This is a genomic window from Microcoleus sp. ARI1-B5 (genome assembly GCF_036705795.1).
In the GTDB taxonomy this organism is placed as follows: Bacteria; Cyanobacteriota; Cyanobacteriia; order Cyanobacteriales; family Microcoleaceae; genus Microcoleus.
In genome coordinates, this window is the sequence record NZ_JAUBVK010000001.1 from 609115 (window position 1) to 623385 (window position 14271).

Annotated in this window: 13 protein-coding genes and 1 rRNA gene; 7 read left to right on the top strand and 7 right to left on the bottom strand. The window is 47.9% G+C overall.

What is annotated here, in order from left to right; genetic code table 11:
* Positions 1-2: 2 nt before the first annotated feature.
* The 4 genes from QUB63_RS02735 to QUB63_RS02750 all read right to left on the bottom strand — a co-directional run bounded on the left by QUB63_RS02735 (position 3) and on the right by QUB63_RS02750 (position 5389).
* Complete coding sequence (locus tag QUB63_RS02735; protein WP_332943236.1) at positions 3-674, bottom strand: hypothetical protein; 672 nt, start codon at positions 672-674, stop codon at positions 3-5.
* 66 nt (positions 675-740) lie between these two features.
* Positions 741-992, bottom strand: coding sequence for a TIGR02450 family Trp-rich protein (locus QUB63_RS02740; RefSeq protein WP_332943237.1), 252 nt, complete (start codon positions 990-992; stop codon positions 741-743).
* Between the two features lie 824 nt (positions 993-1816).
* Entirely contained in the window at positions 1817-2047 is a 231-nt protein-coding gene (locus QUB63_RS02745; protein ID WP_332943238.1) for a hypothetical protein, read from the bottom strand.
* Positions 2048-3553: 1506 nt separating this feature from the next.
* Positions 3554-5389 (bottom strand): caspase family protein, encoded by a 1836-nt coding sequence (locus QUB63_RS02750; protein ID WP_332943239.1) that lies wholly within the window; start codon positions 5387-5389, stop codon positions 3554-3556.
* A 297-nt stretch (positions 5390-5686) separates the two neighbouring features.
* Here QUB63_RS02750 and QUB63_RS02755 point away from each other — a divergent pair, with 297 nt between their 5' ends.
* The 5 genes from QUB63_RS02755 to QUB63_RS02775 all read left to right on the top strand — a co-directional run bounded on the left by QUB63_RS02755 (position 5687) and on the right by QUB63_RS02775 (position 9922).
* On the top strand, positions 5687-6388 hold the full coding sequence (locus tag QUB63_RS02755) for a V4R domain-containing protein (RefSeq protein ID WP_332943240.1): 702 nt from the start codon (positions 5687-5689) through the stop codon (positions 6386-6388).
* A gap of 98 nt (positions 6389-6486) precedes the next feature.
* Complete coding sequence (locus tag QUB63_RS02760) at positions 6487-6753, top strand: hypothetical protein (protein WP_332943241.1); 267 nt, start codon at positions 6487-6489, stop codon at positions 6751-6753.
* A gap of 133 nt (positions 6754-6886) precedes the next feature.
* The gene (locus tag QUB63_RS02765) at positions 6887-7360 is read left to right on the top strand and encodes a phycobilisome protein (RefSeq protein WP_332943242.1); all 474 of its coding nucleotides are present in this window, start codon (positions 6887-6889) and stop codon (positions 7358-7360) included.
* Between the two features lie 346 nt (positions 7361-7706).
* Positions 7707-8369 (top strand): V4R domain-containing protein, encoded by a 663-nt coding sequence (locus tag QUB63_RS02770; RefSeq protein ID WP_332943243.1) that lies wholly within the window; start codon positions 7707-7709, stop codon positions 8367-8369.
* Positions 8370-8752: 383 nt separating this feature from the next.
* Positions 8753-9922 (top strand): pentapeptide repeat-containing protein, encoded by a 1170-nt coding sequence (locus QUB63_RS02775; protein ID WP_332943244.1) that lies wholly within the window; start codon positions 8753-8755, stop codon positions 9920-9922.
* Between the two features lie 17 nt (positions 9923-9939).
* Here the strand turns inward: QUB63_RS02775 and QUB63_RS02780 are convergent, their stop codons facing one another.
* From QUB63_RS02780 to QUB63_RS02790, 3 genes are all read right to left on the bottom strand, one after another.
* Positions 9940-10410, bottom strand: coding sequence for a phycobilisome protein (locus QUB63_RS02780; protein WP_332943245.1), 471 nt, complete (start codon positions 10408-10410; stop codon positions 9940-9942).
* Between the two features lie 38 nt (positions 10411-10448).
* Complete coding sequence (locus QUB63_RS02785) at positions 10449-10931, bottom strand: 2Fe-2S iron-sulfur cluster-binding protein (RefSeq protein WP_332943246.1); 483 nt, start codon at positions 10929-10931, stop codon at positions 10449-10451.
* Between the two features lie 89 nt (positions 10932-11020).
* Positions 11021-11233 carry a hypothetical protein gene (locus tag QUB63_RS02790; protein ID WP_332943247.1) on the bottom strand — a complete coding sequence of 71 codons (213 nt, stop codon included), beginning with the start codon at positions 11231-11233 and terminating at the stop codon, positions 11021-11023.
* Between the two features lie 197 nt (positions 11234-11430).
* Between QUB63_RS02790 and QUB63_RS02795 the strand changes: the two genes are divergently transcribed.
* Both QUB63_RS02795 and QUB63_RS02800 read left to right on the top strand, forming a co-directional pair.
* Positions 11431-13368 carry a serine/threonine-protein kinase gene (locus QUB63_RS02795; protein ID WP_332943248.1) on the top strand — a complete coding sequence of 646 codons (1938 nt, stop codon included), beginning with the start codon at positions 11431-11433 and terminating at the stop codon, positions 13366-13368.
* A gap of 827 nt (positions 13369-14195) precedes the next feature.
* A 16S ribosomal RNA gene (locus QUB63_RS02800) occupies positions 14196-14271 on the top strand; the annotation flags it as partial.

The window sequence follows — 14271 nt, forward strand, 5'->3', positions numbered from 1 at the left end:
TCTTATTGCGGTTGAGTTAAGTCAGGTTTTAGTTCCATGATGCGCTTGTCAAGTTGGCGCGCGGCTGAACTCATTGTTATAGCGGGTTTCTTGCCGTTGAGATACATAAGCATCAAAAAACTTACTATTTTTCCCCGCCGAAACACCGCAAATTCGACATTGACCGGTTGGCCTTGTATTTTTCCTGTACTTGTCCAGCCCGCCGATGTCTCGCCAATTTTATCTTCTAGGGTTAAAGGGGTAACATTAGGAAACCGATCTTCTGGGCTACCACGGTTTAAACCTTTTGATAACTCTTTTGCAAAATTCCCTTCACGGATTTCTGCATCAAATTTAGCTAGCTCGATCTGGTTGGGCACTTGCATTGTAAACCCTACGATTGCTTGAGACTGCTGGTCGTCGCTCTTGTTATAAGCAAACACGCTTGCTGGTTTAAACTTGTCGAGGCGACTCACCAGTTGTTGGAAAGCCGCAGGTGGAAACTCTCTAAAACCTGTGGGTAAGTCTTCTAAAGTCAGGACTAGGTTGGACAAGTCCGCTGCGGGAGTTGGAATATCCGCAGACAGAGTATTGGTGCTAGAGCGAATTGGAATTGCGATCGACTTTCCGACAACTGCACCGCCCAATCCAGCACTAATGAGCAAACACACCAAGAACACAACTTTCTTTTTCATTACTTGACCCTGTTGCTACGACCGATTACCAGCATCTACCTCACTCTACCCCCAAAGCGCTATCTTTTACTCTGCCGCTTCTAATTCCTCTAATTCTTGTGTAGACTGCCATCCAGCTTGCCAGAGCGATCGGTCTTTAAGCTGCGTCGCGTTCAGCCAGAAACGGACATTTGGATCGCAAGCCGCCACCATTTCCGCAAATACCCATTTACCTTCGTTTTTTCGGTTGACTACCTGGAAGTGCCGCCACCCCCAAGTTTTTTGGTGAGAAGTCCATCGGGAACCAACTAAATAAGGAAATTTTTGTTTTTTCGGCACAGTATTTTTGTTGACAAATATATGAGAAAGCAAGTTAATTGCAATAACTTTTTCTGTTTGATGATATTAATATCATAAATAAAAATTGTTCCGCAGTTCAAGCCATGCACGCGAACTCTGGCAAATAAAGTTCCACAGCTCCAACTCTAACCGTGCTTCTCAACTCCAGCGGCGAGCCCAGAAAAAGATTTCAGATTGTGGCTGGCGGTTCTGGAGATGCTGCACTCCGTCCAATTCATACCTGCCACAGTCGCCCCGACGCGAGTTCATCGCTGATTTGCCAAGACTACAAGCGGGCAGAAAACTCTGACCCCCAACAGCCCACAAAATCAAGATTTTTCCTGCTGTTTAATAAATGAGAGTTCTCAACTCTGTCTGCAAGTAGATGCGTTTATTGTAGCTTGCCGCCGTTTCGCCTCCGGGCTCAAAAGTAAAGGCAGTCCCGTGACTGCCCATGTAATTAGTTATACCTATTGGATAGGGTTGATTTTTCAGCCGATCCACAAATAGCAAATTTATGCAGCACGAGCCAATCTTGAATCTCAAATCTAAAAGCAAATAACCCAGGTTATAGTTGTGGACAATAATCCGTTCTGCGAAACTTACTCAAATCTACTTTTCGAGCAGGTTTGACGTTCACTTCCTGTTTCTACCAAAGCGCTCGGCCGCTTTTTGTCCGCAGGCGTTTTCTCGGGCCCAACTCTCCCTACAAACATTTTTTCAATCTCGATCGTGTCTCATTGATGCTGTAGGGCTCAATAAAAAAGCACTTTTAAGCAAGATTGACTAATTTATGTGATGGAAGTCGCTACCCCTTAATTACTTCAGTGTGAAGGCTTTTGGCCCGATAAATCCAGAGGAAGTTGGGGAAGCCGGAGCCGCACCGCATTTGTTTGCAGCCAGAGAGTGATGGCGTGCTTCCGCTGTGGAGTCACGTACTCTCCGGGTCTGATCACGCCAGCACAGACGCCGATGTTTTTAATAAGGGTTTCTCGCTCCGATGAACTTGCACCCTGTAGCAACCTGACTTGGGCTTTGATAAAATCCACGTTCATAGCAGAAAGTAAAAGTAACTAAAGAACTCAGTTAAATAGCGATGCTTTGGTTCCAATTGTAACTCTAAAACCACTTGGTACGAATCCAATTGATTCAATATCCCCCTGGATGGGGATCGGAGCCTCTAGAGCTAGCCAACTTTATTTACTTTATCTGTTTTTGCTAGCAAAAGTGTCACTATGCTAGCAGTTTTAGCAGAATTATTCATAGTTAAGAACTGTTACAAATTTGGCTCGCCTCGCACAATACGGCAGAGTTTAGTGCTAACGCTACTCTCCTGAACTCCAAAAGTTCAGCATTGTCTCCCGATCCTTGCCTTCGTAGCTTTTAGCCTCCCCCATTGGAAAGGGATCGCTCGCCGAATATTCCTGTCCGATCGCCCCCTTAACACCCAGATACTGCCACCTCACCCTATTGATTGAGATCCCCCCATATGCTTCGCTGTGGACTATAACTTCAGGCATACGTATTGTTACGGGGGCTACCATAAGCGAGCAAGTTTGTATTCTTGTTTCTCAATCATATATTTTTTGGCTTTTCTTGCAAAGCCCTGATTTGTGTTAATTAAGGCAGTTTTGTGATGTCCGCACCAACGAAGACTCGCAGCTTGCGAATCCAGACATTTTGCTCTCGCGATCGCGGTGAATTTGTTTCCTGAATTCATTGGGGGCGAGCGATCGCCAACTAAAATTGCTAAACAGGCTCATTTTGTATAATTTATAACAGAACGGTCAATCCTAATAATTTAAAAACAGCACAAGTTTAAACAGTCTTCCACCTGTCGATCGCTCCTAACAGCCCAAATAGATGGGTCAAACAAATCAACACGGCCCGCCGCCGCGCCCTCAAGCTTGAAGTAACCGATTTTGCCTTCGCCGTTGGCAGTCAATAACAGTTATATATAGCCCTATTGGTTAGTTATTAAAATTTAGACTAACTATAAATTAAGCAGCTACGCATAAGTGAAAAAATCCCCAACTCAAAGGTTTTAATAGGAGATTAAAAGTGACTTATTTAGGAGTTGGGTATCAACCGTTTTTTTTACCGCCAAACATCGTTACAGCCATCCTTCCGGTAAAACAACCTGGTTTTTGACTGGAAGGGGCGGGTTTATCGAGGTCGGGTACCTGCATGAAAGATATTAATTAACCCGCATCTAGGATATCTTTTATAGCAATCGCCACAGCGGTGAGGACATAAATAACCTCATGAATAGAGCCCAGATCCCACAGCATAAACGGTTTGATTTCCGTACTGTGGAACTGTCAACTGTCGGCTGTCAAGCAGTCCACTGCTATACTATCCAAAAGCGCATCGACCCGACACCATATAAAATCCCCTGCCGCAGGATCTGTGCAGGGGAAATGGTGCAGAAAATTATGGGTTTTAAATTATCGATGTGTCTGTATCCTCTTGCAGTGTGAAGAGCGATCGAGCGATCGACCTATCTCAGCTTTGTAGCTAAGATAACTTCCCGGTGGAAAACCGGGAAACCATCAACTAAATCAACCTTTTTTCTGGCGTTGCAGCTTAGCTTTCCAATTGCCGATCGCCGCCTTTGCCGGCTGATAACTCTTAGTACCCGACGGCACCAGCTCCGCTGCTTCAACTGCCTCTTTCAGCCTTCCTTGAGAGCCGCGCAACTGAGCAATTTTGAGAATAGCTTCGCTCCACTGTCCTATCAACTGCTGAGCTTCTTCATACTTCGGCTGACCGGCCTGAATTTTACTAGCTTGCTGGATGCCTTTACTGTAAGAAGAGGCAGCCCCCCGCTTAATTTGATCCTTAGCCGCCGATAGCAAAGCAGCATTCACATCCCGCTCTTTGGATAGCTCCTCCCACTGAGCGATCGCCTGTTTCGACTGATTGTAAACCGGCTTATTCACATCAGGCATCAATTTAGCCGCCCCGATCGCCCCGGAGAAATCGCCCCGAGCAGCCCGCCCGTTAGCGATATCCAAAATCGTCAAACTCCAGCGCTCAATATCCTGCTGAGCCTGCGGGTAGAGCGGATCGCTAGCCGGAATCGTGCGAGCCTTAACCACCGCTTTATTAAAACTAGAAGCCGAACCATCCTTGAGAAAAGTTTTCGCCTCAGCCCACACCTGCTGGCTCGACGGCGGCTGCTTGGTACCAATCCCTGCTTGCGTCGCCCGCGGTTGGTTCTGCCCCCCAAGATCGCCTGCAGATTTTTGAGGGCCAGAATTTTGAGCATTCTTACCAGACGATCCTGGCTCTCCATCCTGCTGACCGATAAAAATGGATCTGTTCGTCAGAAAAACACCCAACAGCAGCACCAAAGCCGTAGCTCCACTCCACAAAATTAGCTGCTGCAAAAATGACTTGTCAGACCCCCCGTTATCCGCATCCTCCGGCTTCTGCAAGTTCGGTCGAGCGTCCCCCCCACCAGCAGCAGGCCTGACAGCATTCGGCTGCTCGACTGACCGCATCTGGGCCGGCGAATCAATCGCGTTGCCAGTAGCCTGTGGCATCTCAATTTGAGCCGTAGCCGCCGCCATTTGCGGGCGATCGAACCCATCAGCCGCAGCAACCGCCATATTGCCGTTGCGTCCGGCGATCGCAGCAGCAGGCACCCCAGCAGCATCCGGCAAAATCACCAAATGAGCCTTTCCCGGAGGATTCACTACCATCAAAGGTTCTTGTTTGGGACGCAAATGGTGGTCGCACAGCTCCGGCAGCCGAGCGCTCAAGAAACGGTCTAAACCCTTAAGCGTCATGCACTGTCCCGATCGCAGCCCCTCCAAAAGAGCCGTCGTAAAAAATCCTTGACGCAAAGCAGAAGTTTCCCGCGAAACTTGATTCGGGCGGCAAGAAAGCACCGTCGGGATTTCCAGTTCCCGCGCCAGCTCTGCCGTTTGAGTGCCGATCGTTTCCCCCGCCTTCACAATCTGGCTGCGGTTCATATCCACCAGCACCAACACCGTTTCCGTAGGAGCATTTTTCAGAGTATTCAACAGCAACTCTACCGGAATCCCCGTACCCTGAATGTCAGCCGGATTGCCATCAACCGGCATCAAATAATCCTTCCCTTCATAGCTGACACCGTAGCCGCTAAAAAAACACCAGAGTAAATCTCCCTGTTGCACGTGTTCCGCACACAGGCTTTGGGTCAACCTCAGAATATTTTCGCGATTCGGATACGTGGATTGACCCCACAGCGACGGCGAGTTATCCGTCATCAGCAGACATCCATCCGGCGCAAAATCCGCCTCCTCAGTCAAGAAACCGTACAGTGCCTCTGCATCCTCTTGGGCATAACTCAAAGGCTGGAGTAACTGATATTGATTGATCCCTATTGCAATACAAGCGTGATGTTTCATCCCCATATGCCCTATATATATAGTGGACAGCTTGCACAAAACGATAACACATAGTCGTTTAACGTTATACCCACTTTCGCCTCGCCCGCGTCAGATACCACTTGTCCTCCGGCAGAAGTCCCAACCAGGGCCCTAATTGAGCGCCGTAGAATTTGCATTTTTTATATTGCAGTCAAAAATTATCCCCTCTGCCTGGATTCAGAAAAATGACGTTAAATTGAATACACAGACCAGTCTATTTGTTTTATTTGACCCTAATATTTCCGCAAAACTACACCATAAAGGAGTAACCCGCTAATGGTCTCTACCGCCCAAAAAGAAATCTCCGCCCACAGCGAATCGGTACTGAAGCAAAAGCATCCTAAAAGTCACAACCATTATCGGTTTCAAGATTTTTTTGCCTTCGATCGCCAGTTTGGTACAATTAACGACTGGAATGAGTCCCGCAACATTTTTACCAGCGAAGACTTCATCATCGGTTTGGTGGAGGGACTCGAAGAAGAAGTAGGCCCGGCTTCCTCTGTCATCATGTATACTATTGGTTGCCAGTGGGGGCTGCAAGATTCCGAATTCTTTCAAAAATGGTTTAGCGCCGAATTCAGCCAGAACATTCGCCAGTCGAATCTGATGTTTCTGCTAGAAACTTGGTGGTGGCCTTTCACCGCTCAAGGTTGGGGTCGCTGGGAAGTTGACATGAGCGATCGCAAACACGGCTGCATCTTCATCAACCTCTTTGACTCAGCAGTTGCTCGCACTTTGGGCGACGTAGGCAAACCAGTTTGTCACCTATACGCCGGTTTGTTCGCCGGTTTCTTCGGATCTCTAGTCAAAAAGCCTCTGAGTTGCATAGAACTCCAATGTTATTCAATGGGAGAAACCTATTGTAAATTCCTCCTGGGCAACCCAGAAAAAATTGATGCAGCAGCATTCTGGCTCAACGAAGGTGCCAACGCCCGCGATATTCAAAATCGGCTGCAACACGGTGAAATATTGCGGTAAACAACCTGGAAAGGCACATCCCCTGCCCTGCCTTTCCTCCCACCAATTTCGCGATCGCAAATAGCGAAATTGGTGGGCCTCTCCAGGCAGGAAGAAAGATGAAAAGTCAAACTTCATGGTTGGATAAGTCTGTCCAAGACTTCTTTGGTCACTATAATTGGTTGGGACAACCTTTAGAAACCCAAAATGGCTCGACTTCTGGTCAAGCGCTGACTTTAACCCGATCGGTAGCAGACTTTTTTCAAGCTATTTCTTGGGAAGGAATTCCCGAAGTCGGCGCCCTGCCCCTACCGCCACCCTTGCCAGCAATTTCTATTTCTGAACCAGCAGAAGTCACCATTGACGATTTATTCGACCTGTTTTAATCTGTCCTGGCAATAGCCAACAAACAATAGTGCAATCCCTCTTCCTTCTTCCCTCTTCCTTCTTCCTTCTTCCTTCTTCCTTCTTCCTTCTTCCTTCCTTTTATCAATTACCGATTACCACTTAATTAAAATCATGCACCCTGAGATTGAGGCGCTGCTGGATCAGGCAGAAACCCGCTTTCTAAAAGGCGAAGAACTCATAGCTTTTAAGCGTCAAGCTGCAACCCTCGCCCAGCGCTTAAAAATTTACGAATTTTTGCGAGACAAGGAAGCAAGCATCTTCCAACCAATAGCCAACAAGCTAGAAGCAACATTCCCCGACGAAAAACAAGAAACCTTAGAACGATCGCTCAAAAACTGGCTGTTAGTCTTGCGGTACTGTGCTATGGCCATGCTGCTGAACGATCGAGATTTTCTCGAACAGCGGATCCTCGGCTGGGTTTCAGGCCTAGTCGAAGCCCACCAAACTCACAATATCGAAGCAACTGTTGGCAATCTGCTGCAAATTCGTTTAAAAGAACTGCTATCCGAGCAAGCAAGAGCTATATTGCAACCATTCTTTGACCAAGCAAACTCAATGATTCTCGATCGAGGTAATAAAGAGTAAACAACAGGTAATCCCTCACAAAAAATGTAATTTAGGTAAGGTAAATTATGAGTTATAACTAAAAAAATCCTTTTAAACTTAATCATCATATAGCAACCTTCTTGGCTTTTAGGACTACCGATAACCTCATGAATAGAACCCGAGACCCCTCTACCCTAAACGGTTTGATTTCCATATGTAACTGTCAAGTGTCAACCCAACGACTGCGCTGACTGACAAGCTGTCAAGTGTCAACTGCTATAACTACTTTTTTCCCCAGGCCCAATTAGCAATTCCCTTGATTAACGACAAGGATTTCCCTCGGATCTCTTCCCTCTTCCTTTAACGTCCCAATTCCCGATTACCGATGATTAATATTGCCGACTTGCTCAAACAGCCCCGACTCCCTGGAAACTACTTTGCTAGCGATGCCTACGTCCGAGGCGACCTCGAACTCGGCCTGCTCGAAAACCGCCGGGGCGATCGGCTCATAGCCCTCCCACAAACACTGATTCAAGCCATTTATATCGGTTTAGAACAAGAAACCGGTCAAGCCTCCCGCCTCGTGCTATTCAACTGCGGTCGCTGGTGGGGAAAAAACTTCTACGTGCGTTTTTGCGAAGAAGTCAGCGAATACTACGGTCAGCCCGTTTCCGAGATGGAAATGGTAGAATTTCTTCAGTCCTTGCAACAGTGCTGGAAAACTCACGGATGGGGAACATTTGAATTTGACCCCAGCTATTCCGAACAGGGATTTTTAATAGTAAAAATTGGTAACTCTCTTTTTGCTAAAACAGCTCCCAAGTCTAAGCGGCCAGCCTGTTTTCTAGAAGCAGGCATCTTAAGTTCCTTCTTTAGTCAGCTCACAGGTCGAGAACTCCACTGCCTGCAAACCTCCTGCGAATCCTTGGGCTCCGACTGCAACCGCTTTATTTTAGGGCTGCGCGATCGCCTCCAACCAGCAGATTCTATGGTCGAAGAAGGACAAGCTCACGAAGCTATTATCAGTCAACTTTGCAAAAAAAACTGACTTGTTTGACATATTATTAGTTGATGGTAAATAGCTGTCATTTCGGTGATTGGGTGGCTACTTTATCCACTAGATAATCAAAGATTACAGAGAGTTAAATGCTCGAAAAGCTACAGAGTTTAAAAAAGGGTTTTAGCTATGTCAAAAAAATCTGACTATAACTCAATAAGCTTGGGTTAGCTAAGCGTCTCCGAAGAGAGCTCGCCCCGAGCGAAGCAATCGCCGAGACTTTCTTAGGTTCTCAATGAACAGCAGGTGCGGGCGGAGCAAATACCTTTTTAACCCAAGCGTATTGGACGATAACTCGCAGCTAGACAATTCATAACTTAGAAACTCATAAAATTTAAAAGCAATCACAACCTCAAACTTTTTTCTCAAACTTAATGGACGCCAATGAACTTCTAAATCGATATGCAGCCGGCGAAAGAGATTTTAGACAGGCAAACTTGCGCGGCATTGTGCTGAGTCCGATCGATTTATACCGTTCCAGCGATGCCCCAACTCTACGTTTGGCAAATCTCAACGAACACCAGCACCGACCCTACTTAATCGGTGCTAACCTCAGTCAAGCCGACCTCACCAAAGCCCATCTGAGCCGAGCCAACCTCAGCAAAGCCGACCTCAGCGGAGCCAATCTCACCGGCGCCAACCTGATGGCAGCAAGCCTGAGCGGAGCCAATCTCACAGGCGCCAATCTCAGCGGCGCCAACCTAGCCGGAGCTCACCTGAATTGGGCAAACCTGACCGGAGCAATTCTCCCCAAAGCCAATCTCATAGGTGCAGATATGAGCGCGGCAAACCTCACCAAAGCCATTCTCGGCGAAGCAAATCTCAGTAAAGCCTATCTGATTAAAGCCAATCTCAACGGGGCAAACTTGAAAGATGCAGACTTGACTCTAGCAAGTCTCAAAGAGGCAGACTTGAGCCAAGCACAGCTCACCGGAGCCGAATTGTCCAAAGCCAACCTAGCCGGAGCCAACTTAACTCGTGCAGACCTCACCAAAGCCAACCTCTTGAAAGCTAACCTCAGGCGAACTAACCTCACTCAAGCCTATTTAAACGGCGCGTGTTTGAGCGAATCAGACCTCAGCGAAGCTTGCTTAGACAGAGCCAATTTGTGCAAAGCAGACCTCAGCAAAACCTACCTGAGAAAGATTACTTTGAATGGCAGCCACTTAAGCGGTATCAACCTCAGCGGTGCCGATCTCGGCGGTGTAGACTTGAGCCGCAAACTTTTAACGGGAATCAATATGGCAGAGGCATTGTTGAACGAAGCCAATTTCAGCGGTGCTTATCTGATGGAAGCTAACTTGAGCGGGGCAAACCTCAGCAAAGCCAACTTGAGCGGGGCATACCTGCTCAATGCCGACCTTTCTAATTCTTGCCTGCGTGAAATTGACTTGAGCAAAGCTAACCTCAGTAAAGCCAATTTGCGGAAAGCTGACTTGACAGGAGCCAACCTCCGCGGAGCCATTCTCAGTGAGGCGGATTTGAGGGGAGTGAACTTGCTTGGAGCCATTCTTCCTAACGGCACAGTTTATCATGGCCCTTAAGTTAGCATCCGCCTTGATTATTTGCCCAGTAGAGTGCGGTTCATGTCCAGAATCGGAAAAAATAGACTAGCTTCTTCAGCAGTGAGATATTGTTTGAGTACCTTTTTCATGACATCGTAGGTCACGGCCGAACTATTGCGACCGTGAACAGCCCCTAAAATATTTTGCAACCAAAGCAGCAGCCGATCGCGCAACCGTTCAGTATCATTAATCAACATTGCTGCCGCCGAATGCCTCAATACCCGCACACCGTCTCCACGGCACTTTTCAGTCAGATCTTGAGACCCGCGGCGAAATAAACTAGGGTCGAGAGACTGCATTTGTGTTTCCACTTGCCGAATAATTTCTTTTTCAGAGGCTTGAATTTTTTTATAAGCACTCATCCGGTGATTTAAAGACTGAAAGTAGTCTTTCAAAAATTGGAGTTCTTCGGCGGTGGCGTAGCGTCCGTCTGCTTCCGTACTCAAACGCGCAAGTTGGCTCAACATAGATTTTTCTCAACTACTAAAATACAAACATATCAGTTTTAAGCTTCTTTAGTGCGAACTAAATACTGTCCTACTTGGAAGCGGGTTTCATTAAGCTGTGTAACGATCGAACGAGTAATCAACTTTCCCGATTCCACAACTACTTGACCCGTAATTGGGTGTAACAAATCTTGCTGAGCCCGGCGGCCGATCAGAGCTTCCACATTTTCAATAGCATTAATGTACATCCCCGCCGGCAACTGTACAACCACACCCTCGCCCATAATTTGAGCCTGACAAGCAAGTCGCGAATTGGCTTTAGCTGTAGTAATGACTTCCAGCGTCCTCCTCTCGCGGCGGTTCATGTCCGACAAGCCTTCCATGCCCTCTTTAATGTAAACGTGGCAGGTAGCGCACATTCCCCGCCCGCCGCATTCCTTGAGAACGTCTAAGTCTTTGGAAAGTAAGGCAGCCAGGATATTCGATCGGGTTTCCACTGCCATTTCTTCGGCAATTGGATCTAGTTTAATAATTTTAACCATATTGATTTTTCATCCTGTCAAGTTCAGTATGCAAGCAAGCGCGATCGACATATTCTAAGCCAAAAAAATTTGGCTAACACTCAAAAAGGCTAAGATGGCTTGACGACAGCATCAGCTTCTGGTTCTCTAACCCAGATGGCATAACTGCGCTTCTGTTTTGGTAATCGCTGTTGAGTCACCCCTATTCCCCAGCACTTCCTTGAACAAGCTAAAACCTTAGATGGTTCTGGGACGGCCTTGAAAAAACTGTAATACTCGCGATCGACTAAAATAGCAGCCACAGGTAGTTCCAGATCCGGCACCCGAATCCGGCAAGATTTATACTGCAGGGCGAAACTCAAGGATTTTATTAGGTGCTACCAGAGCGATCGCTCCGAGGAGGCCCAGAATGAACCTGAGATAACATAGCAGTACCTGGCGATGATTCAAAAATTTGAATTTTTGTCAGAATTATTTACATATTTTAATACTAGCTCAAGCATTTCCTATAATTAGACAGATGCAACATTCTAAGTACCGCATTTTAGGGCTAGTCGGACAAGGGCAATTTGGTCGAGTCTTTTGTGCCAGCGTTCGAGAAACTCCCGCCAAGGACTCCCGCCTCACCAGCCAACTGGTTGCTCTCAAAGAACTCAGCCATCAAAAAGCCCCAACTAGCGAATTCTTGCGAGAGCTGTGGTTTCTGATCACCTTGCAGCACCCCAACATTGTCACCTGCCGAGCTCTCGAACACACAGCTACAGGCAGGTACTTGGTGATGGACTACTGCGAGGGAGGAACCCTCCGCAACCTGCTCAAACAAGACCGCCCCTTGCGGCTGCTCGAAGGTTTACAGCTAGTCATGGAACTTTTAGCAGGCTTAGACTACGCCCACCGCCGAGGCGTAGTTCACTGCGACATCAAACCCGAAAATATCCTTTTAACTCTAGGCTCCAAAGGTTGGTCGCCCCGGCTGTCTGACTTTGGCATCGCGCGCCGGCTGCCAGAAATCGGTACAACTCGCCTCCACCAAGAAATTTCTCCCGACGCTACCGTAGGTTCCCCAGCTTACATGGCCCCTGAGCGGTTTTACGGTCTTTATTCCCCCATGTCAGATATATATGCAGTGGGAATTCTGCTGTTTGAGTTGCTAATGGGCTACCGCCCTTTCGGCGGAGCCCCCGGAGACTTGAGGTGGGCGCACCTGAATCAACGCTTGCTACTTCCCGACGCCATCCCCGAACCTTTGCAAGCAATAGTCAAAAAATCTTTGGAAAAGCTGCCCGCCCGCCGTTTTGCCAGTGCTTCCCAAATGGCTCAAGCTCTGCGGCTGATCATGTACGACCCCGCTGTCAGGCAATTGGGCGACTGCATTGTTCCTTGGGAAAACCCCGCAACCAACAGCGCTCAAAGCCTGAAGTCGGACACTGACTCTGCGATCGAAATCGAAGAGGAAAAAGCATCGCAGCCAGCTATTAATTTACTTCGGACTGTGCGTTATTCTGTTTCGCAGCCAAAGCCGCTGATATTTCCTGCACCGCTGACTGCTTTAATTGCCACTGAAAAGTATCTCTACGCTGCTGTAGGTAAAGAGGTGAAGGTTTGGTGTCAGCCGGGACAACAGCCCGTTACAGAAGAAATGCCGAGTTCTATATTAATGCCGGAAATCGTGCGCGGCATTTTACCTGCTTCTCACGGCTGCTGCGTTGTGACTCAGCAAAAACTTTACTGGCAGGGCGACGATCGCTCCTCAGAGCCTCAGTGCCTACTGGATCAGGGTTTAAGGCAACGTGCAGAGGCTTTTAAAGCTGCTATTGATTCTCACGGCCGCTGGTTGACGGTAGCTGTTCCGGGCGAACTGCGTTTTTATGCTTTAACTGGCAACAGCACTGCGGGCGATCGAGAAAAAGCCTTGAAGCCGATCGCTACTGTGCCGTTACCGGAACACTATTTACCAGAATTAATGTTTTTGGATCGGCGACACGTCTTAGCAGTTTGGCCGGACAACGAACCCAAAAATCCCCAAACTATTTTTAGAGTTTACACTCGTCGCGGCACGCCGGTGGGTTCTGTGCGGTTGTCGGCTAGCGTCAGACAGATGCTGTTGACATCTGAGCCTTATACTGTGCTGGGAATTCCCCAAGGTGGTAAAGCGGCTGTGCTGTTGATGAAATTGTGGCCGCTCAAGCTAGCGCGAATTCCCCTTGAAAGTTTGCCCGTGTCTGCTTGTGTGACTGATTGGGGATGGGTGTTGGCTTCGGTGGGGGGGGATATAGGAGTGTTAAATAGTCAAGGGATTCAAGTAGGGAATTTTCGCAGCCCCGTCGCACCTCGGGCGATCGCCCCTTGGGGGAAGACTGGTTTGGTGATTGCTGCCAATACTGAGTCCGAGAGTCACTTGCACTTTTTAGATGTAGATGTTGAGGAAACCAACTCGCGATCGAGCCTCAAAGGCTGATAACTGGCGTAACGGTCGGTGTTTGGGGGTTGCTGTAACTCGCCGAGAGTGTAGTTGCCGACGATCGAGCCGGCGTATTGGGTTTGAGTTTTTTCCCCAAGGGGCCGGAGCAGTAAGGCGGGTTACAGTACCGTATCCTGTGGTGGGGATTGCCCCATTTTAGGGAGCGAGGACTTGCAGGCGGGCGATTTGTGGAGCGAGGACTTGCACGCGGGCGATCGGGTCAATGACATAACCAACCCAGACTCATTCAAGTCCAGCGAAGGCAGAACATACTTATAACTGAGATTCACCAACCACCTGCTTGTGTGATGGTGAAGCGGGCGATCGAGCCTCACACCCCAACCCCAGCCTTACCTCCGAGTAAGTCCCATCATCTTTCACCTCTGAAGGATTCTACATACCCTCGATCGCAGACCGCCCAAACCCACTTTCCGGGGGACCAACCAGCCCCTGGCGCTAAAGAGGAGTGAGCCATCGGATACCCGAGCCGGTCTGAATAGCCGAAACCCATACGGTGCAAGGCTTCCCACCAATTTAAAAATATTTTACCAAAACGCTTGACAACTCTTGGCAGAGTTGATACATTAATAAAGCGCCAGAAAGAAAGCGGTTCACACCGCAGACAGAAGGCAAGAAACTGAACCGTGAAAAAAGAATAGTTTGAAAGCTTAAAGCACTATTAACCTCGTCAAAAAAATCAAGATAGAGAGTCAAAGCATCGCTTACACTTAATATCGCAAACAAAGAGAAAAAAGTCAAGGAAAAAAAGCTGACTCAGAGATGTGAAGCTTTCGGGAATTGACTGATAGCCAAAAAAACTACTCAACACGGAGAGTTTGATCCTGGCTCAGGATGAACGCTGGCGGTCTGCTTAACACATGCAAGTCGAACGGAGTAGCA

Excerpts from the sequence above, each read along its gene's own strand:
- QUB63_RS02735 (WP_332943236.1), bottom strand. The coding sequence starts at position 674 with ATGAAAAAGAAAGTTGTGTTCTTGGTGTGTTTGCTCATTAGTGCTGGA.
- QUB63_RS02750 (WP_332943239.1), bottom strand. The coding sequence starts at position 5,389 with ATGAAACATCACGCTTGTATTGCAATAGGGATCAATCAATATCAGTTA.
- QUB63_RS02755 (WP_332943240.1), top strand. The coding sequence starts at position 5,687 with ATGGTCTCTACCGCCCAAAAAGAAATCTCCGCCCACAGCGAATCGGTA.
- QUB63_RS02770 (WP_332943243.1), top strand. The coding sequence starts at position 7,707 with ATGATTAATATTGCCGACTTGCTCAAACAGCCCCGACTCCCTGGAAAC.
- QUB63_RS02760 (WP_332943241.1), top strand. The coding sequence starts at position 6,487 with ATGAAAAGTCAAACTTCATGGTTGGATAAGTCTGTCCAAGACTTCTTT.
- QUB63_RS02775 (WP_332943244.1), top strand. The coding sequence starts at position 8,753 with ATGGACGCCAATGAACTTCTAAATCGATATGCAGCCGGCGAAAGAGAT.
- QUB63_RS02765 (WP_332943242.1), top strand. The coding sequence starts at position 6,887 with ATGCACCCTGAGATTGAGGCGCTGCTGGATCAGGCAGAAACCCGCTTT.
- QUB63_RS02785 (WP_332943246.1), bottom strand. The coding sequence starts at position 10,931 with ATGGTTAAAATTATTAAACTAGATCCAATTGCCGAAGAAATGGCAGTG.
- QUB63_RS02795 (WP_332943248.1), top strand. The coding sequence starts at position 11,431 with ATGCAACATTCTAAGTACCGCATTTTAGGGCTAGTCGGACAAGGGCAA.
- QUB63_RS02745 (WP_332943238.1), bottom strand. The coding sequence starts at position 2,047 with ATGAACGTGGATTTTATCAAAGCCCAAGTCAGGTTGCTACAGGGTGCA.
- QUB63_RS02780 (WP_332943245.1), bottom strand. The coding sequence starts at position 10,410 with ATGTTGAGCCAACTTGCGCGTTTGAGTACGGAAGCAGACGGACGCTAC.